Source organism: Streptomyces mexicanus (assembly GCF_902506575.1).
Classification (GTDB): domain Bacteria; phylum Actinomycetota; class Actinomycetes; order Streptomycetales; family Streptomycetaceae; genus Streptomyces; species Streptomyces mexicanus.
This window is the reverse complement of sequence record NZ_LR732544.1, coordinates 2,896,833-2,916,734: the sequence shown is the minus strand read 5'-3', so window position 1 is coordinate 2,916,734 and position 19,902 is coordinate 2,896,833. Positions and strand designations below refer to the sequence as shown.

14 protein-coding genes and 2 pseudogenes are annotated in these 19,902 nt (G+C 72.5%); 7 read left to right on the top strand and 9 right to left on the bottom strand.

The window, feature by feature from the left end; genetic code table 11:
• Window positions 1-104 precede the first annotated feature (104 nt).
• Window positions 105-710 (bottom strand): annotated as a pseudogene (locus GV126_RS13020) (TetR/AcrR family transcriptional regulator); the annotation flags it as partial.
• A gap of 255 nt (window positions 711-965) precedes the next feature.
• Here GV126_RS13020 and GV126_RS13015 point away from each other — a divergent pair.
• From GV126_RS13015 to GV126_RS12995, 5 genes and pseudogenes are all read left to right on the top strand, one after another.
• A complete protein-coding gene (locus GV126_RS13015; RefSeq protein ID WP_159665877.1) occupies window positions 966-2,438 on the top strand; it encodes an FAD-dependent monooxygenase in 1,473 nt (490 codons plus the stop codon).
• A gap of 191 nt (window positions 2,439-2,629) precedes the next feature.
• Window positions 2,630-3,403 (top strand): histidine utilization transcriptional repressor HutC, encoded by a 774-nt coding sequence (gene hutC, locus GV126_RS13010; protein WP_236569975.1) that lies wholly within the window; start codon window positions 2,630-2,632, stop codon window positions 3,401-3,403.
• A gap of 193 nt (window positions 3,404-3,596) precedes the next feature.
• Window positions 3,597-5,063, top strand: coding sequence for an amino acid permease (locus GV126_RS13005; protein ID WP_159665875.1), 1,467 nt, complete (start codon window positions 3,597-3,599; stop codon window positions 5,061-5,063).
• 64 nt (window positions 5,064-5,127) lie between these two features.
• Window positions 5,128-5,739 (top strand): HutD/Ves family protein, encoded by a 612-nt coding sequence (locus GV126_RS13000; RefSeq protein WP_236569974.1) that lies wholly within the window; start codon window positions 5,128-5,130, stop codon window positions 5,737-5,739.
• Between the two features lie 36 nt (window positions 5,740-5,775).
• Window positions 5,776-6,688: pseudogene (locus GV126_RS12995) on the top strand (LysR family transcriptional regulator).
• Window positions 6,689-6,792: 104 nt separating this feature from the next.
• Here GV126_RS12995 and pepN (GV126_RS12990) read toward each other — a convergent pair.
• Window positions 6,793-9,414 carry an aminopeptidase N gene (gene pepN, locus GV126_RS12990; protein WP_159665872.1) on the bottom strand — a complete coding sequence of 874 codons (2,622 nt, stop codon included), beginning with the start codon at window positions 9,412-9,414 and terminating at the stop codon, window positions 6,793-6,795.
• Between the two features lie 120 nt (window positions 9,415-9,534).
• Complete coding sequence (locus GV126_RS12985) at window positions 9,535-10,551, bottom strand: aspartate-semialdehyde dehydrogenase (RefSeq protein ID WP_159665870.1); 1,017 nt, start codon at window positions 10,549-10,551, stop codon at window positions 9,535-9,537.
• Window positions 10,552-10,919: 368 nt separating this feature from the next.
• Here GV126_RS12985 and GV126_RS12980 point away from each other — a divergent pair, with 368 nt between their 5' ends.
• The gene (locus GV126_RS12980) at window positions 10,920-11,405 is read left to right on the top strand and encodes an NUDIX hydrolase (protein WP_159665867.1); all 486 of its coding nucleotides are present in this window, start codon (window positions 10,920-10,922) and stop codon (window positions 11,403-11,405) included.
• Here GV126_RS12980 and GV126_RS12975 read toward each other — a convergent pair.
• Window positions 11,381-12,442 (bottom strand): hypothetical protein, encoded by a 1,062-nt coding sequence (locus GV126_RS12975; protein ID WP_159665865.1) that lies wholly within the window; start codon window positions 12,440-12,442, stop codon window positions 11,381-11,383. The two genes, GV126_RS12980 and GV126_RS12975, sit on opposite strands and share 25 nt — an antisense overlap.
• A 263-nt stretch (window positions 12,443-12,705) precedes the next feature.
• Entirely contained in the window at window positions 12,706-15,279 is a 2,574-nt protein-coding gene (gene pepN / locus GV126_RS12970; protein WP_159665862.1) for an aminopeptidase N, read from the bottom strand.
• Window positions 15,280-15,435: 156 nt separating this feature from the next.
• On the opposite strand from pepN (GV126_RS12970), the gene GV126_RS12965 reads away from it, so the two are divergent.
• Window positions 15,436-16,107 (top strand): mycothiol-dependent nitroreductase Rv2466c family protein, encoded by a 672-nt coding sequence (locus GV126_RS12965; RefSeq protein ID WP_159665860.1) that lies wholly within the window; start codon window positions 15,436-15,438, stop codon window positions 16,105-16,107.
• 15 nt (window positions 16,108-16,122) lie between these two features.
• On the opposite strand, the gene GV126_RS12960 is transcribed toward GV126_RS12965, so the two are convergent.
• From GV126_RS12960 to GV126_RS12945, 4 genes are all read right to left on the bottom strand, one after another.
• Window positions 16,123-16,350: a hypothetical protein gene (locus tag GV126_RS12960; protein WP_028422087.1), complete on the bottom strand. Its 228-nt coding sequence runs from the start codon at window positions 16,348-16,350 to the stop codon at window positions 16,123-16,125.
• A gap of 316 nt (window positions 16,351-16,666) precedes the next feature.
• Entirely contained in the window at window positions 16,667-17,314 is a 648-nt protein-coding gene (locus tag GV126_RS12955) for a superoxide dismutase (protein ID WP_159665857.1), read from the bottom strand.
• Window positions 17,315-17,441: 127 nt separating this feature from the next.
• Entirely contained in the window at window positions 17,442-18,833 is a 1,392-nt protein-coding gene (locus tag GV126_RS12950) for an amino acid permease (protein WP_159665855.1), read from the bottom strand.
• A gap of 122 nt (window positions 18,834-18,955) precedes the next feature.
• Entirely contained in the window at window positions 18,956-19,861 is a 906-nt protein-coding gene (locus GV126_RS12945; RefSeq protein WP_159665852.1) for a TauD/TfdA dioxygenase family protein, read from the bottom strand.
• Between the last annotated feature and the right edge of the window lie 41 nt (window positions 19,862-19,902).

Below are 19,902 nucleotides of genomic sequence, written 5' to 3'. Positions count from 1 at the left end.
GCCGCGTTCGGGCTGCTTGCGACCGCCCGTGGGTTCCCGCACCCCTCCGCCTCCCCTTTCCGTCCCCCGGGGGTGGAGGTCACCCCCTGTCGCCCGAACCGGCAGGGGCAGGGGGCGGTCAAGTACCGCTGAACGGTGGGCGCCAGCCACGCCAGGATCTCCTCGTGGCTCAGGTCGACGGTCCCCGGGAACCGCAGCACGTAGCGGGTCAGGGCGAGCCCCAGCAACTGCGCCGCGCACAGCGCCGCCCGCATCGTGACCTGCTCGGGGTCCGGGCACACCACCCGGGCCACCGGCAGCAGTTGGTCCCGGAACACCTGGCGCGTCCGCTCGGCCCCGGCCGGGTTGGTCACGCCGACCCGCAGGATCGCGGTCAGCTCCTCGTTGTCCTCCCACAGCCGCAGAAAGTGCGCCACCAGGGTCCATCCGACCTGCTCACGGGGGAGGGCCGTCACGTCCGGCAGGTGCAGATCGAGACTGACGGCCGCCGCGAACAGGCTCTCCTTGTTGCCGTAGTAGCGCATGACCATGGACGGGTCGATCTGGGCGTCCCGGGCGATCGCCCGGATGGTGGCCCGCTCGTAGCCGTCCGCCGCGAAGCGCTCGCGGGCGGCGGCGAGGATGGCGGCACGGGTGGCGTCCGAGCGGCGGGAGGCGCGGGTGGAAGCGGGGGCGGAGGCGGAGGGCGAGGGCGCGGCGGAGTCTGGCATGCCAACAAACGTAGGCCAACACCCGTTGACACGTCCAGGAGGGGTCACTAGCTTAGTCAACAAGCGTTGACCAACAACCGTTGGCCAGCAGTCGTTGGCCATCGGGTCGGCCACCCCCTCTAGGCCACCACGTGTTGGCCACCATCTGTTGGCCAACCGTCGTTGGCCCGGCAGGCGCCGCCCGGCATGCACCGCCCCCGCAGGCGCCGCCCGGCACACGCCGGTCGGCGGACCCTCGGCTCCGAGGAGGCTTCCATGACCACCCCCACCAACACCCCCGACAGCGCCGGAGAAGGCACCCGCTCCGTGATCGTCGTCGGGGCCGGCCCCACCGGGCTGCTGCTGGCCGGTGACCTCGCCGAGGCCGGCCTGTCCGTGACCCTCCTCGAAAAGCGCCCGGACCGGATCAGCAACCTCTCCCGCGCCTTCGTCCTGCACGCCCGCAGCCTGGAACAACTCGACGCCCGCGGCCTGGCCGACGAGCTGGAGGCGGTCGGCCGCCGCCTCGGCCGGCTCCAGCTCTTCGGCCGGCTGGCTCTCGACCTGAGCGCGCTGCCCTCCCGGTTCCCCCACGTGCTGGTGCTGCCGCAGTACGAGGTGGAGAAGGCCCTGCACCGCCGCGCGGTGAAGGCGGGGGTGGACTTCCGCCACGACAGCGAGGTCACCGGCCTGGCCCAGGACGCGGACGGCGTGACCGTCGAGGTCCGCGCGGCCGACGGCCGGCCGGGGCGGCTGCGCGCGGCGTACGTCGTCGGCGCGGACGGGATGCGCAGTACGGTGCGCGAGGCCGTCGGGCTGCCGTTCCCGGGGCGCTCGGTGATCCGCTCCGTGGCGCTGGCCGACGTACGGCTGACCGAGCCACCGAAGGCGCTGCTGACCGTCGGTGCCGTCGGGGAGGCCTTCGCCTTCCTCGCACCGTTCGGCGACGGCTACCACCGCGTCATCTGCTGGCGCCGGGACCGCCAGGTCCCCGACGACGCGCCCGTGGATCTGGAGGAGGTCCGGGAGACCACCCGGCTCGCCCTGGGCAGCGACTTCGGCATGCACGACGCCCGCTGGATGTCCCGCTTCCACAGCGACGAACGCCAGGCCCCCGCCTACCGGGTCGGCCGGGTCTTCCTCGCCGGTGACGCCGCCCACGTGCACACCCCGGCCGGCGGCCAGGGCATGAACACCGGCCTGCAGGACGCGGCCAACCTCGGCTGGAAGCTCGCCCAGGTCCTCGGCGGCCACGCCCCCGAGACGCTGCTCGACACCTACCAGGCCGAACGCCATCCGGTGGGCAGGTCAGTGCTGCGCAGCAGCGGCGGCATCGTGCGCCTGGCCATGGCCAGGCATCCCTGGACCCGGGCCGTGCGCACGGCGCTCGCCACGCTCCTCACCACGGCCGGCCCCGTCCGCCGCGTCGCGGTGGGCCAGGTCACCGGCATCGGGTACAGGTACGCCGCCCCGCGGGGCGCCCACCGCCTGGTCGGGGCGCGGATCCCGGACGTCGCCCTGGCCGGCGGCGGACGGCTGTACGAGGCGCTGCGCGGCGGCCGGTTCGTGCTGATCGCGCCGTGGGCGCACGAGGTCGGGCCGGACCGGGCGGGCCGGCTCACCGCGCAGCGCTGGGCGAGCGACCGCCGCACCGTGCTGCTGGTCCGCCCCGACGGCTACGCGGCCTGGGCGGCGGACACGGCCGACCCGGCCGCGGTCGAGACCGCGCTCGCCGCCCACGTGGGCTGACAGACGTCCGGGCGGACGCGCTTGCGCAGATCGTTCAGTTCTCCTGAAAGAACCACTCGAAAACTTTCGATGGACGCACCAGGTCCTCCATTGCGACGGTGACCTCACCCAACCCGACTCGCTACTTTCGAAGCACGCCCTAGAATTCCCGGTGAGAGCGCCCTCGACCGGGCGGGCCGGGGGATCGACGGGTGACGAGGACGGTGGACGTGGCCGTGGACGGGGCGGACCTCGCCCGCCTGTACCAGGAGCGGACGCCCGGCTCGGCTCCCGCCTACCAGCGGGTCAAGGACCTCGTGACCGAGCAGATCACCAGCGGCCGGTGGCGTGAGGGCGACGCGCTGCCCTCCGAGAGCCAGTTCGTCGAGTCGCTCGGCCTGTCCCGTATGACCGTCAACCGGGCGCTGCGGGAACTGAGCACGCAGGGCCTGCTGCGGCGCGTCATGGGCGTGGGCACCTTCGTGGCGTCGCGCAAGGGCAGTTCCGCCCTGGTCGAGGTGCACAACATCGCCGACGAGATCCGCTCCCGCGGCCACCGCCACCACGCCAGGGTGCTGTCCCTGGCCGAGGAGGAGGCGGGGGCGGAGATCAGCGCCCGTTTCGGCCTCGGCGCGCGCCGGACCGTCTTCCGCTCCCGGGTGGTGCACTACGAGGACGACGTGGCCGTGCAGTTGGAGGACCGCTACGTCAACCCGGACTTCGCCCCGGGCTATCTGGAGCAGGACTTCACCCGGCGCACGCCCTTCACCTTCCTCTCCGAGGTCGCGCCCCTGGGCCGGGGCGAGCACATCGTGGAAGCGGTGCTGCCGTCCGCCGAGGAATGCGCGATCCTCGACGTCGCGCCGTCCCAGCCGTGCCTGCTGATCCACCGGCGCACCTGGTCGGGCGGCGCGCTGATCAGCATCGCGCGGCTGCTGCACCCCGGCTCCCGGTACCGCCTCGAAGGCGCCTTCGACACCCACTGACCCCAGGGACCCGGCGCGCTCAGGGGCCCGGTGCGTCAGGTCCCCCCGGTCCGCCGGCTGATCCACCCCTTGACCCGCCTGTATATACAGGAATATACAGGTCCCTCGATGGCCTGAGCGCGTCGCCAGCCGGTGCGGCCGACGCCTCCCCCCACCCCGTCCGGGACACCGCTGTCCCCAAGGAGGGCACCTCTTGACCGATAAGGCGACGCTGAGCAGGGGACTCAACTCCCGGCACATCCGGTTCATCGCCCTGGGTTCCGCGATCGGCACCGGCCTGTTCTACGGGTCGTCCGAATCCATCAGAACCGCCGGGCCCGCGGTCCTGCTGGCGTATCTGATCGGCGGGGCGGCCGTCTTCCTGGTGCTGCGCTCGCTGGGCGAGATGGCCGTGAGCGATCCGTGCGCCGGGTCGTTCGGCGAGTACGCCACCAAGCACCTCGGCCCGCTGGCCGGTTTCGTGACCGGATGGACGTACGCCTTCGAGATGGTCATCGTCTGCCTGGCGGACGTCACGGCGTTCGGCGTCTACATGGGCTTCTGGTTCCCCGGCGTGCCGCGCTGGATCTGGGTGCTGGCGGTGGTGCTCGTCGTCGGCGCGATGAACCTGTTCAGCGTCAAGGTCTTCGGCGAGCTGGAGTTCTGGCTCTCGCTGGTGAAGATCGCCGCCATCGTCGCCATGATCATCGCCGGTGCGGCGATCCTCGTCCTCGGCATCGGCGGCGCCGACCACGCGGGCATCTCCAACCTCTGGACCAACGGCGGGTTCTTCGCGCACGGGGCCCACGGCTTCGTCGTCTCCTTCGCCGTGGTGATGTTCGCCTTCGGCGGCACCGAGATCATCGGCGTCACCGCCGGCGAGGCGCAGGACCCGGAGAAGGCGATCCCGAGCGCGGTCAACTCCATCCCGCTGCGGGTGGTGCTCTTCTACGTCCTGACCCTCGCGGTGATCATGTCACTGAACCCCTGGCAGCACATCACCGGCGCCGGCAGCCCGTTCGTGGAGATCTTCGCCTCGCTGGGGGTGAAGTCGGCCGCCGCCGTGCTGAACGTCGTCGTCATCGTCGCCGCGCTGTCCGCCATCAACAGCGACATCTTCGCCGCCGGACGCATCATGTACGGCATGGCCGAGCGCCGCCAGGCCCCGCCCGTCATGCAGCGGCTCTCCCGGGGCGGCGTGCCCCGGACGACCGTGGCCATCATGATCGCCGCCCTGCTGGTCGGGGTCGTGCTCAACTACGTCATGCCGGAGAACGTCTTCCTCGTGATCTCCTCGATCGCGACGTTCGCCACCGTCTGGGTCTGGCTGATGATCCTGCTGACGCAGGTCGCGGCGCGCCGCCGGATGACGCCGGGGCAGGCGGCGGCACTGAAGTTCCCCGTCCCCTTCTGGCCGTACGGGCAGATCGTGGCGATCGCCTTCATGGTCGGCGTGCTGGTCCTGCTGGCCTTCTCCGGCAGCACCTGGATCGCCCTCGTCGTCGGCGCGGTCTGGCTGGCGCTGCTGGCCGGCGCGTACGTCCTGGGCGGGCGCCCCGGGGCGTCTCTTCCGGCACCCGGCCTTCCGGCACCCGGCGCCGGGGCGAAGGAGGCCGAGGCCGGCGGAGCCGAGGGCGCGGCGAGCGGGTCCGCACCGGCCGCGGCGGACACCCGCGCGTGAGCCCGGGAACACGTCAGACCGCGAACGGGCGGGACCGGAAACGCGTGAGGAAGGAAGAACGACGTTGATCAGCGCATCGCGCGTGCTGCGGGCCGGCGACCGGACGGTGACGCCCTGGAAGAACGGCGGCGGCGTGACCCGGGAGGTCGCCGCCGGCCCGGACGGAGCCGGACTGGACGACTTCACCTGGCGGGTGTCCCTGGCCGAGGTCGCGCGGGGCGGGCCGTTCTCCGCCTTCCCCGGCGTGGACCGGATCATCACCGTGGTCGACGGCCCGGGCATGGAACTCACGGTCGACGGCACCCCGCACACCCTCGCCGCGCCCTACCGGCCCTTCGCCTTCCCCGGGGACGCGGAGACCACCTGCCGGCTGCTCGGCGGTCCCCTCGTCGATCTCAACGTGATGACGCGGCGCACCCGGGCCACGGCACACGTCCGCATCGTCCGGGAAGGGTTCCACCTCGACCCGCGCCCCACCGAGCAGGTCGTCCTGATCGCCCTGGCGGGCACCGTGACGCCGGCGGAGCCGGGGGTGACCCTCGGCCGGCTGGACGCGGCCGTGCTGTGCGACCGGGACGCCGGCGCCGTGCGCGTCGAGGGAGTGGCGGCGGTCGTCACCGTCACCGTGACCGCCCCGCCCGCCCCGCCTGCCCCGGCGGTCCCGTCCGGCGGGTGAGACGGGGCGGCCCGCGGCCCGTATAGGTTGCGCGGCATGGCCGAATGGGAGATCCGCAAGCTCCGGATCCTGCGCACCCTGCGGGAGAAGGGGACCGTCACCGCGACTGCCGAGGCGCTGCGGACGACGCCGTCCGCCGTCTCCCAGCAGCTGACGAACCTCTCCGCCCAGCTCGGCGTGGAACTGCTCCAGGCCCACGGCCGGCGGGTGCGGCTGACGGACGCGGCCCGGCTGGTGCTGCGCCACGCCGAGGCGGTGTTCGAGCAACTGGAGCGCGCGGACGCGGAGTTGGCGGCGTATCGGCGCGGTGAGGCGGGCGAGGTGCGCGTCGGGGCGTTCTCCACCGCGGTTCCCGCGCTGGTCGTCCCGGCCGTACGGGCGCTGCGCGCCACGCATCCGGGGGTGTCGGTGCGGGTGCGCGAGGCGGAGGCCGGCGAGGCCTACGACCTGCTGACCGGCGGCGAGGTGGACCTCGCGCTGTCGCTGGCGGCGCACGCCCCGAGCGCCGCGGACCCGGCCTTCACGCGGGTGCCGCTGCTGGCCGACCCGCTCGACGTCGCCCTGCCGCCGGACCGTCCGCTGGCGGCGGCGGCCGGGCTGCGCCTGGCCGATCTGGCGGCGGAGGCGTGGATCTTCGGGAGCAGCGGACCCTGGTCGGACATCACCCGCGCGGCCTGAGGCGGCCGGATTCAGCCCCCACCAGGGGCACTCGGCGGCCGGCTGGACCGCGATCCTGGCGATGGTGGAGGCCGGCATGGGGGTGGCGCTCGTCCCGCGCACGGCGGCCGTGCGCCGCGACGGTGTGGTGATGCGCGAGCTGAGCACGGACCGGCCGCGCCGGCACGTGGTCGCGGCCGTCCGCAAGGGCGCGCGGGACGCGCCCGCCGTGGCGCGGGTGCTGGACGCCCTGCGGACCACGGCCGACCGGCTGTCCGAACAGAACACCTAGGGGCCGCCCGCGCGGGCGGCCCGGACCACCCCGCCCGGTGCACGTCGGCCCGCCCCGCGCGGTGCACGCGGGGCGGATCCGTCAGAGTTCGCGGTGCGGCCCCTTCAGGCGCAGGCGGGGCGCCCCCCCCCCGCCGTACTGCCCGGCCCTTCCCCGGCCGCCGCCGCGTCCGCCGCCTGGGCCTTCAGCGCGCGCTCGACGCCCGCCCGCGACTCCGAGACCAGGCGGCGCAGCGCCGCGTTCGGCTGCGCGGACTCCAGCCACGCGTCGGTCGTGCGCAGCGTCTCTTCGGACACCTGGATCGCCGGGTACAGCCCGACGGCGATCTGCTGGGCGATCTCGTGCGAGCGGGACTCCCAGATGCCCTTGAGGACCTCGAAGTACCGGTCGGTGTAGGGGGCCAGCAGTTCGCGCTGGTCGGTCTGGACGAAGCCCGCGATGACCGCCTCCTGGACGGCGTTGGGCAGCTTGTCGGAGTCGATGACCGACGCCCACGCCTCCGCCTTGGCCTCCTCGGTGGGGCGGGCGGCGCGGGCGGTGGCCGCGTGCCGCTCGCCGGCGGCGGTCCTGTCCCGCTCGTACTCGCCCGCGATCTCCGCCTCGTCGAACCGGCCGACCGCCGCGAGCCGCTGTACGAACGCCCAGCGCAGCTCCGTGTCCACGACCAGGCCCTCGATCGTCTCCGTGCCCTCCAGCAGGGACACCAGCAGGTCCAGCTGCTCCGGCGTGCGGGCGGTCGCGGCGAAGGCGCGCGCCCACGCCAGCTGGTGGTCGCTGCCCGGCACCGCGGTGCGCAGGTGTGCCAGCGTCGCGTCGGTCCAGCGGGTGAGCAGCGCCTCCCGGGCGGTGGGGGCGGCGTACTGGTCGATGGCCAGCTTCACCTGCCGGTGCAGCGACTGGACCACGCCGATGTCGGACTCCTTGCCGATGCCGGACAGCACCAGGGACAGGTAGTCGCGGGTGGCCAGCTCGGCGTCCCTGGTCATGTCCCAGGCCGAGGCCCAGCACAGCGCGCGCGGCAGCGAGGACTCGAAGTCGCCCAGGTGCTCGGTGACCACCCGCAGCGACTCCTCGTCCAGGCGGACCTTGGCGTAGGACAGGTCGTCGTCGTTGAGCAGGATCACCGCCGGGCGGCGCCGGCCGGTCAGCTGCGGTACGGCGGTCAGCTCGCCGTCGACGTCCAGCTCGATGCGCTCGGTGCGCACCAGCTTGCCGGAGTCGCCGTCCAGGTCGTACAGGCCGATCGCGATGCGGTGCGGGCGCAGCACCGGCTCGCCCTTGGCGCCGGCCGGGAGGGCGGGGGCCTCCTGGTGGACGGCGAAGGAGGTGATGACACCCTCGCCGTCCGTCTCGATCCGCGGGCGCAGGACGTTGATGCCGGCCGTCTCCAGCCACTTCTTCGACCAGGTCTTCAGGTCGCGGCCGGAGGTCTCCTCCAGGGCGCCCAGCAGGTCGGACAGGCGGGTGTTGCCGTAGGCGTGGCGCTTGAAGTACGCCTGGACGCCGCGGAAGAACTCGTCCATGCCGACGTAGGCCACCAGCTGCTTGAGCACGCTGGCACCCTTGGCGTAGGTGATGCCGTCGAAGTTGACGAGCACGTCGTCCAGGTCGCGGATCTCCGCCATGATCGGGTGCGTGGAGGGCAGCTGGTCCTGCCGGTACGCCCAGGTCTTCATGGAGTTGGCGAACGTGGTCCACGAGTGCGGCCAGCGCGAGCCGGGGGCGTAGGCCTGGCAGGCGATGGAGGTGTAGGTGGCGAACGACTCGTTCAGCCACAGGTCGTTCCACCACTCCATGGTGACCAGGTCGCCGAACCACATGTGGGCCAGCTCGTGCAGGATCGTCTCCGCGCGCACCTCGTACGCCGCGTCGGTCACCTTGGACCGGAAGACGTACTGGTCACGGATGGTGACGGCGCCCGCGTTCTCCATCGCGCCCGCGTTGAACTCGGGCACGAACAGCTGGTCGTACTTCTTGAAGGGGTAGGCGTAGTCGAACTTCTCCTGGAACCAGTCGAACCCCTGCCGGGTCACCTCGAAGATCGCGTCGGCGTCGAGGTACTCGGCCAGCGAGGGCCGGCAGTAGATGCCGAGCGGCACGGACTGCCCGTCCTTCTCGTACACGCTGTGCACGCTGTGGTACGGGCCGGCGATCAGCGCGGTGATGTACGTCGAGATGCGCGGCGTCGGCTCGAACACCCAGACGTTGTCCTTCGGCTCCGGGGAGGGCGAGTTGGACACCACGGTCCAGCCCTCGGGCGCCTTCACGGTGAACTGGAAGGTGGCCTTCAGGTCCGGCTGCTCGAAGGAGGCGAAGACCCGGCGGGCGTCCGGGACCTCGAACTGCGTGTACAGGTACGCCTGGTCGTCGACGGGGTCGACGAAACGGTGCAGGCCCTCACCGGTGTTGGTGTACGCGCAGTCGGCGACCACCCGCAGGACGTTGCGGCCCTGCAGCAGGCCGGGCAGGGCGATGCGGGAGTCCTGGAAGACCTCGGCGGGGTCCAGGGAGTCGCCGTTGAGGACCACCTCGTGGACGGCCGGGGCGACCAGGTCGATGAAGGAGGCGGCGCCGTTCTCCGCGACGTCGAAGCGCACCGTGGTCACGGACCGGTAGGTGCCGCCCTCCTGCGCTCCCGAGAGATCGAGTTCGATCTCGTACGAGTCGACGGTGAGCAGCTTCGCTCGCTGCTGTGCCTCTTCGCGAGTCAGGTTTGTGCCAGGCACGCGTTCATCTCCTCCTGTGTGTGGGATGCGGTCATCCTTCCACGTCGCGGCGGACGCGAAGGGGCGGTCACCGACGCGCGGTGACCGCCCACTCGAAGTGCGTACGTGCCGAAGGCAGGGTCAGGCCTTGAGCTGCGCCGCCACCAGCTCCGCCAGCTGCACCGCGTTCAGGGCGGCGCCCTTGCGGAGGTTGTCGTTGGAGATGAACAGGGCCAGACCGTGCTCCACCGTCTCGTCGCGGCGGATGCGGCCGACGTAGGAGGGGTCCTGCCCGGCGGCCTGCAGCGGGGTGGGAATGTCGGAGAGGGCCACGCCCGGCGCCCCGGCCAGCAGCTCGGTGGCGCGCTCGACGCTCAGCGGGCGCGTGAAACGGGCGTTGACCTGCAGGGAGTGGCCGGTGAAGACGGGCACGCGCACGCAGGTGCCGGAGACCTTCAGCTCGGGGATCTCCAGGATCTTGCGGGACTCGTGGCGCAGCTTCTGCTCCTCGTCGGTCTCGTTCAGACCGTCGTCGACGAGGTTGCCGGCGAAGGGCAGCACGTTGAAGGCGATCGGGCGCTTGTAGACGGACGGCTCGGGGAAGTCCACCGCCGCGCCGTCGTGGGTCAGCTTGTCGGCCTCCGCGACGACCTTCTGGGTCTGCCCGTGCAGCTCGGCCACGCCCGCCAGGCCCGAACCGGACACCGCCTGGTAGGTGGCGACGACCAGCGCCTGAAGGCCCGCCTCCTCGTGCAGCGGCTTGAGGACCGGCATGGCGGCCATCGTGGTGCAGTTCGGGTTGGCGATGATGCCCTTGGGGCGGTTGGCGATCGCGTGCGGGTTCACCTCGGCCACCACCAGCGGCACGTCCGGGTCGCGGCGCCAGGCGGAGGAGTTGTCGATCACCACGGCGCCCTGCGAGGCGACCTTCTCGGCCAGCGCCTTCGACGTCGCGCCGCCCGCCGAGAACAGCACGATGTCCAGGCCGCTGTAGTCGGCCCGGGCGGCGTCCTCCACGGTGACGCCGTCGATGACCCGGCCCGCCGAGCGGGCCGAGGCGAACAGCCGCAGCTCGGTGACCGGGAAGTCGCGCTCCGTGAGGATCCTGCGCATGACCGTGCCGACCTGACCGGTGGCTCCGACGATTCCGACCCTCACGGTGACTCCCTTACCTGTGTCTCTTGCATGACCGGGGCTTTTCCATCATGCGGCCGACCCCGGCCCATGTGTCCAATTCTTTGCGTGACCTGCCCGACCCGTGGGACGGACCCGCCCGGCCCGCGACCTCGCGGTCCTGCGGCACGCACCCTCGGTGAGCCGCAGAAATCGGCCCGGCGGGGGCCCGGGGCCGCAAGCTGTGCTGCTGCCCGCTTGCTGCCCACCCGCGCGGCGCCTATACGGCGATGTGACGTACGCCTCGGTGCCCGGCGCCGACGCGGCGCGCTCCGGCCGCCGGTGGCCCTCGCGCGGCCGCTCTCGCACCGGAACGCCCGCCTCCTGGGTGCGGGCTGCCGTAACGTCTCCTCATGCGTGAGGAGCTGCGGGTGGCGGCCTACGCCGTGTGTGTGCGGGACGGATCGATGCTGCTGGCCCGCTGGGTCGCCCGCGACGGCACCCGCCGCTGGACGCTGCCCGGCGGCGGCATGGAGCACGGCGAGGACCCCTACGACACCGTGGTGCGCGAGGCCGAGGAGGAGACCGGCTACGCCGTCGAACCGGTCGCCCTCCTCGGCGTCGACTCCGTCCGGCGCACCTACCCGCGCCCCCTGGGCGCCCAGGCCGACTTCCACGGCCTGCGCATCGTCTACGAGGGCCGCGTCACCGGTGGCGAGCTGCGCCACGAGACCGGCGGCTCCACCGACATGGCCGCCTGGCACCCGCTGCGGGCGGTGCCGCGGCTGCAGCGGGTCGGGCTGGTCGACGTCGGGCTGCGGCTGTGGCGGGAGCGGCCCGCGGCGGGCCGGGTGGCCGCCCCCGGCGGGCAGGATCAGCGCGGCAGCACCACCACGTAGGCGGCCGGCTCGCGGTCGGCGGCGGCCATCAGGGCCGTGCGCACGACCATGGCCTGCTGCTCCGGCGCGTCCCGCAGCTTGCGCGGGGTGAGGTGGACGACCGTGATGCCCAGGCGCTCCAGCAGCTCCCGCTTGCGGGCGTACTCCGACCACACCGCCTCCTCGTCGTCGGGCCGGCCGGGGCGCGGGGCGCGGGTGTCCAGCTCCACGGCGACCGCCTGCTGGGGCCAGTAGGCGTCCACGCCGCCCAGGTGCGGGCCGCCCGGCAGGCGCAGGTCCACGTTCCACACCGGCTCGGGCAGCCCGTGCTCGCGGACCATCCGGTACAGCCGGTCCTCGGCGATCGACCGGCCCTCGGCCAGCAGCGAGTCCACCGCGTCCACCACGTGCGGCCGGTTCAGCAGCCGGGCCGAGGACAGCTCGCGGACCAGCGCGGCCGGCTCGCAGTGCCCGCCGCGCACCGCCTCGGTCAGCAGCCGCCGCACCGTGGCCGCGTCCGTCAGCTGCCCGACCGCGTCGGCCAGGGCGCGCGGCACCGGCGCCACCGGCAGGCCGGTGACCGTCTCCGGCTCGGGCAGGTCGGCGGTGCGCAGGATCCGCGCCCAGCCCGCCGAGCGCAGCCGGCGCATCCGCCCCACCAGGACGTCGATCTTCTCCAGCGCCGGCAGGGGCGGCGCGGCGGCGAAGCCGTGCAGGGTGAGCGCGGCCAGCCCGGTGATCATCACCTCGGAGCGGGCCGGGGGGCGCGGCTCCCGGGCCGTCGGCTGGACCGGCACCCCGGGTGCCGGCTCGGGCGTCGTGCCGCGCGCCGCGTACAGCAGCACCGCCTGCAGCCGGTCGGCGCTGGTCGGTGGGCCGGGGTGGAGCAGGTAGACGCCGGGCAGGAGCTGCCGCCAGGGGCCGCCGGGGCGGCAGTGCTCGCTGGTCTCGGCGGCCGACACGCCGTGGGCGCGCAGCTGGGCGGTGGTCAGGACCCGGCAGTGCGTCTCGGCCAGGTGGCTGAGCGGGCGGGGGGAGAGCGGGGTGTCGTGGTTCATGCCCGGGACGTTCCCGCGCCCGGTCCGGCCCGTAACCGCTGTGACAAGGCGGTTGCACAATCCGGACAACACCGCACTAAAGGACGCGTGTTCGGATGCCGAAAACCCCTGGTCCGCGCGGGGCGGGCCAGGGGTTACGGGTCACTCTGTAACGGTTACTCGACGCCCGACCTTTGGCCAAAGATGGGGCCGATCGGGTGACCGCTCAGACCGCGGCAGCGGCGCGCCGGACGGCTCGCCCGCCTCCGGCGCGCCCCGACGGCTCACGCGCGGGCGTCGCACTCCTGCCCCCGCAGCGCCCGGGCCAGGTCGTCCCGGGCCTCCAACACCAGCCGGCGCAGGGCCGGCGGCGCGCTCTCGTGCGCGGCGAGCCAGGCGTCGGCCGCCGCGAGCGTCTCGGGCGAGTCCTGCAGCGCCGGGAACAGGCCCCGGACCACGTCCATGCCGATCTGGATGGACCGCTCGGCCCACAGCCGCTCGATCGCCGCGAAGTACTTCTGCGCGTACGGCGCGAGCAACTCCCGCTGCGAGGACTGCGCGAAGCCCGCGATCGTCGCCTCCACCAGCGCGTTGGACAGCGCGTCGGACTCCACCACCTGCGCCCACGCCTGCGCCTTCACCTCGGCCGAGGGCCGTGCCGCCAGGCAGCGCACCTGGTGGCGCTTGCCGGAGGCGGTGTCGTCCCGGGCCAGCTCCGCGGCGAGCACCGTCTCGTCCGCCACGCCGTGCGCGGCCAGCGGCTCCAAGAACGCCCAGCGCAGCTCCTGGTCGACGTCCAGCCCGTCGATCTCCTCCGTGCCGTCCAGCAGGCCCTTCAGCAGGTCCAGGTCGGCCGGCGCCGAGGCCACGGAGGCGAAGAAGCGCGCCCAGGCCAGCTGGTGCTCGCTGCCCGGCTCGGCCTGCCGCAGCTCGGCCAGCGCGCCCTCGGCCAGCGCCCGCCCGCCCGTCTCCCGCCAGGCGGGCGCCACGTAGTGGACCAGCGCGGACTCGGCCCACGCGTGCAGCATCTGCAGCACGCCGATGTCGGTCTCGCGGCCCGCGAAGCGCAGCACCAGGTCGATGAAGTCCCGCGCCGGCAGCAGCGCGTCCCGGGTCAGGTTCCACAGCGCCGACCAGCACAGGGCGCGGGCCAGAGGGTCGGTGAGCGCGCCGAGGTCCGCGCGCAGCGTGGCCAGCGAGGTCTCGTCGAAGCGGATCTTGCAGTAGGTCAGGTCGTCGTCGTTGACCAGGACCAGGTCCGGAGCGTCCTGCCCGGCCAGCTCCGCCACCACCGTACGGGCGCCCTCGACGTCCACCTCGGCGCGCGCGTACCGCTCCAGCGCGCCGGCCGCCGAGCGCTGGTACAGGCCCACCGCCACCCGGTGCGGGCGCAGCTCGGGATGCGACTCGGCCGCCTCCTGCACCACGGCCAGCTCCTGGATCCGCCCTTCGGCGTCCAGCACCACCTGCGGGGTCAGCGCGTTGACCCCCGCCGTCTGCAGCCAGGACCGCGCCCACGCGCCCATGTCCCGGCCGCTGGTCTCCTCCAGGACCGCCAGCAGGTCACCGAGCCGGGTGTTGCCGTAGGCGTGCCGCTTGAAGTAGCGGCGGGCGCCCTCCAGGAACGCGTCCTGGCCGACGTAGGCCACCAGCTGCTTGAGCACGGAGGCGCCCTTGGCGTAGGTGATGCCGTCGAAGTTGAGCTTGGCGTCCTGCAGGTCGCGGATGTCCGCGGTGATCGGGTGGGTGGAGGGCAGCTGGTCCGCGCGGTACGCCCACGCCTTGCGGCGGTTGGCGAAGGTGATCCAGCCGTCGGTGAACCGGGTCGCGCCGACCAGGGAGAAGGCCCCCATGAAGTCCGCGAAGGACTCCTTCAGCCACAGGTCGTCCCACCACTCCATGGTGACCAGGTCGCCGAACCACATGTGCGCCATCTCGTGCAGGATCACGTTGGCGCGGGCCTCGTAGGACGCCTGCGTCACCTTGCCGCGGAAGATGTACTCCTCCCGGAAGGTCACCAGGCCCGGGTTCTCCATCGCGCCGAGGTTGTACTCGGGCACGAACGCCTGGTCGTACTTGCCGAACGGGTACGGGTAGTCGAAGTGGTCGTGGAAGAAGTCCAGGCCCTGCTTGGTGACCAGGAAGACGTCGTCGGCGTCGAAGTGCTTGGCCAGGCCCTTGCGGCACAGCGCGCCCAGCGGGATCTCCAGCCGGGTCCCGTCCTTCAGCACCCGCTCGTAGGAGTCCGTCACATAGTGGTACGGCCCCGCCACCACACAGGTGATGTACGTCGAGATCGGCTTGGTCTCCGCGAACCGCCACACCCCGTCGTGCCGCTCGCCGACACCGTTGCTCCACACCGTCCAGTCCTCCGGCGCCCGCACCTCGAAGCGGAAGGGCGCCTTCAGGTCGGGCTGCTCGAAGGTGGCGAAGACACGGCGGGAGTCGGCCGGCTCGTACTGGGTGTACAGGTAGACCTCGCCGTCCTCGGGGTCGACGAAGCGGTGCAGGCCCTCCCCGGTGCGCGAGTAGGCGCACTGGGCGTCCACGACCAGCTCGTTGTCGGCGGCCAGGTCCTCCAGCAGGATCCGGGAGCCGTCGAAGACCTCGCCGGGGTCGAGATCCTTGCCGTTGAGGGAGACGGCCGTGACGCTCGGCGCGATCAGGTCCGCGAAGCTGGAGGCACCCGGCTCGTTGCAGCGGAAGCGGATCGTGGTGACGGAGCGGAAGGTGCGCGGCCCCTCTCCCTGCTGGTCGCCGACCGCCGAGCGCACGTCGAGGGACACCTCGTACCCGTCGACGGACAGCAGGGCGGCCCGCTCCCGGGCCTCCTCGCGGGACAGATTCTCACCGGGCACAGGCGGCAACTCCCTCGACGCGTGTTCAGGATGTGGACTGCATCGATCCTGCCATGCGGGCCCTGACCGGGGGCAGTAGGGAATGCCCTCGGTCAGGGGAATGCCCCCGGTGACGATCGACGTTGCCGTGTGAAAGACCCCATACCGAGGAGAGCCATGTCCGAGACCGCCTCCGCCGCGACCGCCTCCGGCAAGACCCCCGTCGACTTCTGGTTCGACCCGCTGTGCCCCTGGGCCTGGATGACGTCGCGCTGGGTGCTGGAAGTGGAGAAGCTGCGGGACATCGAGGTCCGCTGGCACGTCATGAGCCTTGCGGTGCTCAACGAGAACAAGCTGGACCAGCTGTCCGAGGAGTACCGCGAGATGCTGGCCACCAAGGCCTGGGGGCCGGTGCGGGTGGTGACCGCGGCCTGGCAGAAGCACGGCCAGGACGTCCTCGGCCCGCTCTACACCGCGCTCGGCACCCGCTTCCACAACCGCGGCGAGGGTCCGACCCGCGAGGCCATCGCCGCCGCGCTGAAGGACGCCGGGCTGCCCGCCGACCTGGTCGACTACGCCGACCAGGAGGACTTCGAGTTCGAGGCCGAGCTGCGCGCCTCCCACAAGGAGGGCATCGACAAGGTCGGCCAGGAGGTCGGCACCCCGGTCATCGCCCTGCCCGGCGCCGACGGCGAGCAGATCGCCTTCTTCGGCCCGGTCGTCACCCCCGCCCCCCAGGGCGAGCAGGCGGCCCGCCTGTGGGACGGCACCATCGCGGTCGCCTCGATCCCGGGCTTCTACGAGATCAAGCGGACCCGCACGGCGGGGCCGGACTTCAGCAACCTGTGAGGTTCCCGGCGCGGCTCACTCGGGCACCGGCAGCTTGATGGGCGGGTCGAACGGCTTCTTGTTGCCGCCCGTGCGCAGGTTCCGGCACTGCCTGCCGGTCGCGGCGTCCAGGACGGCCTCGCAGATCCAGAACTCGTGCACGCTCCGGCGGCCCAGCCGCTCCTTGAGCGCGGCCGCCTCGGCCGCATTCAGCGGGCGGTGCGGCTGGTCGGCGTCGCAGGTGTGGCAGTAGTACGTCCGCATCCCGTCACGATGCCCCGGAGCCCCGCCTACCGGAAGACCCCCGCGAGCTTGCTCCTCGCGGGGGTCCTCCTCTTCGTCCGCCTGCCACGCGAAAGGGTGAGAAGACGATCACGAGGCAGGGCGGTTCTCGGGCGCGCCCCCAGGGCGTGTTGCGAAAGTCCCGTCTGGCCCGCGACGCCTGGCACGGCACCTCGCCGCGTTGTCGGGCTCGTCCGCGTACGCCCCGTACGCGGACGACCCTCCGCCTTGCGATGCACCGCGCCAGACGCCGCGGGCCCCGCCCTCCGGGCGGACGACGCTGCTTTCGAAACACGCCCTAGGGCGCGAGCAGCAGCACGTCCGTGCGGGACTTCGCGGCGGCGTACCGCCTGGCGACGTCCTGCCAGTCGACCACCTGCCACATCGCCTCGATGAAGTCCGCCTTCTGGTTGCGGTACTGCAGGTAGAAGGCGTGCTCCCAGGCGTCGAAGACGAGGATCGGGGTGGCGCCCTGGCCGACGTTGCCCTGGTGGTCGTAGACCTGCTCCACGATCAGCCGGCCGCTCAGCGGCTCGTACGCCAGCACGCCCCAGCCCGAGCCCTGGGTGGTGGCCGCCGCCTTGGACAGCTGGGCCTTGAAGCGGGCGAAGGACCCGAAGGACTCCTTGATCGCCTCCGCCAGCTCGCCCACGCCGTCGGCCGCCAGCGGCTCGCCGCCGCCGTCCTTCGGGCCGGTCATGTTCTGCCAGTAGATGCTGTGCAGGATGTGGCCGGAGAGGTGGAAGGCCAGGTTCTTCTCCAGGCCGTTGATCGAGCCCCACTGCTCCTTGTCCCGCGCCTCGGCCAGCTGCTCCAGCGTGTCGTTGGCGCCCTTCACATACCCCGCGTGGTGCTTGTCGTGGTGCAGCTCGATGATCTCCGGGCTGATCACCGGGGCGAGCGCCGCGTAGTCGTAGGGCAGGTCCGGCAGCGTGTAGACGGGCATGGGAGGTCCCCTCCGGCTCTTATTGCAATAGGCTTGCAACTACAAGCTATCAACAACAAGCCGGGTGCGGGCAACAAGAAGGCCCCCACGTGTCCGTGGGGGCCTCGTCGGCGGAGCGGGGCGCCGGTCAGGTGCGGGAGCGTTCCCGGGCCCGCTGCCACAGGTAGCCGACCGCCGCCAGGAACAGCGTCATCCCGCCCGTCGAGTACAGCTGCACCCGGGTGCCGGCCTCCCGGGCCATCAGCACGAAGATCGCCGCCATGCCGGCCAGCGCCACCCACGTCAGCCACGGGTACGCCCACATCCGCACGACCAGCTTCTGCGGCTCCTCCCGCTCCAGCCGCCGCCGCAGCTTGAGCTGTGAGGCCGCGATGAAGATCCACACCACGAGGATCACCGCGCCGATCATGTTCAGCAGCCAGGGGAAGACGTCGTCGGGCCGCCAGTAGCTGAGCAGGACGCAGACGAACCCGAACACCGAGGACGTCAGCACCCCGACGCGCGGCACCCCGCCGGAGACCTTCGCCAGCACCTTCGGGCCCTGGCCGCGCTCCACCAGCGAGTAGGCGATGCGCGAGGAGCCGTAGATGTTGGCGTTCATCGCGCTCAGCAGCGCCACCAGCACCACGACGTTCATCAGCTGTCCGGCGCCGGGGATGCCCAGGTGGTCGAGCGCGGCCACGTACGGGCCCTTGTCGACGATCTCCTGCGCGTTCCACGGCACCAGGGTGACGACGACCGCCATGGAGCCGACGTAGAACAGCGCGATGCGCCACATCGCGGTCCGCACCGCCCTCGCCACGCCGCGCACCGGGTCCTCCGACTCGGCCGCCGCGATGGTCACCGTCTCCAGACCGCCGTAGGCGAAGACGGAGGCGAGCAGGCCGACGATCAGGCCCTGGCCGCCGTGCGGCAGGAAGTCGGTCAGGTGCGAGGCGCCCGGCGAGTCGGTGCCCGGCAGCACGCCCGCGATCGCCAGCACGCCCAGCACCAGGAACAGCGTGATCGCGCCGACCTTCAGGGCCGCGAACCAGAACTCGAACTCGCCGAAGTTCTTCACCGCGGCCAGGTTCGCGCCGCAGAAGACCACCATGAACAGCGCCACCCACATCCACTGCGGCGTGCCCGGCAGCCAGCCGGTGACGATGGTCGCGGCGCCGATGCCCTCCAGGCCCACCGCCGTGCACAGCAGCACCCAGAACGCCCAGCCCGCCGTGAACCCGGCCCACGGGCCGAACGCCCGCTCGGCGTGCGCCGAGAACGAGCCCGAGGACGGATAGGCGGCCGACATCTCGCCGAGCATCCGCATCACCAGCATCACGAGGATGCCGGAGAGGGCGTAGGCGACGACGATCGACGGCCCGGCGGCGGCGATGCCGGCGCCGGAGCCGACGAACAGGCCGGCGCCGATGACGCCACCGAGGGCGATCATCGACAGATGGCGCTGCTTGAGACCGTGGGACAAGGAGGCGTCGTCCGCCCGCTGCGCGGGCGGCTCGACGGCGGTGCTGCTGGGCATGGTCGCGGCGTGTCCAGTACGGGGACGGGGGCAAAAGTGCCCACAGTGTGGGCAGCCCACCCGCTCGGATGGCAAGGCTGCCCACTATCCGGACGTCTGCCGCACGCAGGGTGAGCAGCGGGTTACGCGCCCACCGCGACCGTGGCGACGGTGGTGTAGTGCGAGGCGTCGCCCTCGATGGCGTAGCTCTCCTTGCCGTCGACGCCCACCGGGACGTCCCCGGCGACGGTCACCCGGTTCAGGCGGCGGGGCAGGCCGTCGTAGTTGTCGATCGCGTAGTGCTGGGTGATCCGGTTGTCGAACAGCACCAGCTGGTTCTCCGACCAGCGCCAGCGCAGCACGTTCTCCGGCCGGGTCACGTACGCCTGCAGCAGCTCCAGGATCTTGCGGGACTCCGGCACCGACAGCCCGACGATCCGCTGGGCGAACCCGCCGATGAACAGCCCGCGCTCCCCGGTGAGGGGGTGGACGCGGACGACCGGGTGGGCGGTGCGGTAGCGGATCGAGGTGAACCGGCTGCGCCGGGCGGCCTCCTCCTCGTCGATCGCCTCGTCCGGGACGGCGTAGTCGTAGTCGTTGGTGTGCTCGGCCCACAGGGTGTCGGCCAGGCGGCGCAGCGGTTCGGGCAGGTCCCGGTAGGCGGCCGCCGCGTTCGCGATCAGTGTCTCGCCGCCGTACGGCGGAATCGTGATGCTGCGCAGGCTGGTGGCCTGCGGCGGATTCACCACGAAGGTGACGTCGGTGTGCCAGTGGTTGGCACGGCCCCGCTCGCTGTCCACGGGCAGCACGTTCGGGGCGCCCTCGACGGCCGGGACGGTCGGGTGGGCGGTGGTCAGGTCGCCGAAGTGGCGGGCGAAGGCCTCCTGACCGGCGTCGTCCAGGCCGGTGGCGTCGAACACGAGCGCCTTGTGGACGTTCAGGGCCTCGCGGATCGCGGCGACCTGCGCCGGCTCCAGCGGGCGGGTGATGTCCACGCCGGTGACGCGGGCGCCGATGCGGGCGGTGACCTTGGTGAGGTGGAGGGACATGGGCGGGTCCTTTCAGACGGGAGTGGAAACCGGGGCTGTGG

What these genes read in the sequence shown, in the direction of transcription:
- GV126_RS12965 (WP_159665860.1), top strand. Translation starts at nt 15,436, where the DNA reads ATGTCCGAGACCGCCTCCGCCGCGACCGCCTCCGGCAAGACCCCCGTC.
- GV126_RS12960 (WP_028422087.1), bottom strand. Translation starts at nt 16,350, where the DNA reads ATGCGGACGTACTACTGCCACACCTGCGACGCCGACCAGCCGCACCGC.
- GV126_RS12955 (WP_159665857.1), bottom strand. Translation starts at nt 17,314, where the DNA reads ATGCCCGTCTACACGCTGCCGGACCTGCCCTACGACTACGCGGCGCTC.
- GV126_RS12945 (WP_159665852.1), bottom strand. Translation starts at nt 19,861, where the DNA reads ATGTCCCTCCACCTCACCAAGGTCACCGCCCGCATCGGCGCCCGCGTC.
- GV126_RS12975 (WP_159665865.1), bottom strand. Translation starts at nt 12,442, where the DNA reads ATGAACCACGACACCCCGCTCTCCCCCCGCCCGCTCAGCCACCTGGCC.
- GV126_RS13015 (WP_159665877.1), top strand. Translation starts at nt 966, where the DNA reads ATGACCACCCCCACCAACACCCCCGACAGCGCCGGAGAAGGCACCCGC.
- GV126_RS12950 (WP_159665855.1), bottom strand. Translation starts at nt 18,833, where the DNA reads ATGCCCAGCAGCACCGCCGTCGAGCCGCCCGCGCAGCGGGCGGACGAC.
- GV126_RS12980 (WP_159665867.1), top strand. Translation starts at nt 10,920, where the DNA reads ATGCGTGAGGAGCTGCGGGTGGCGGCCTACGCCGTGTGTGTGCGGGAC.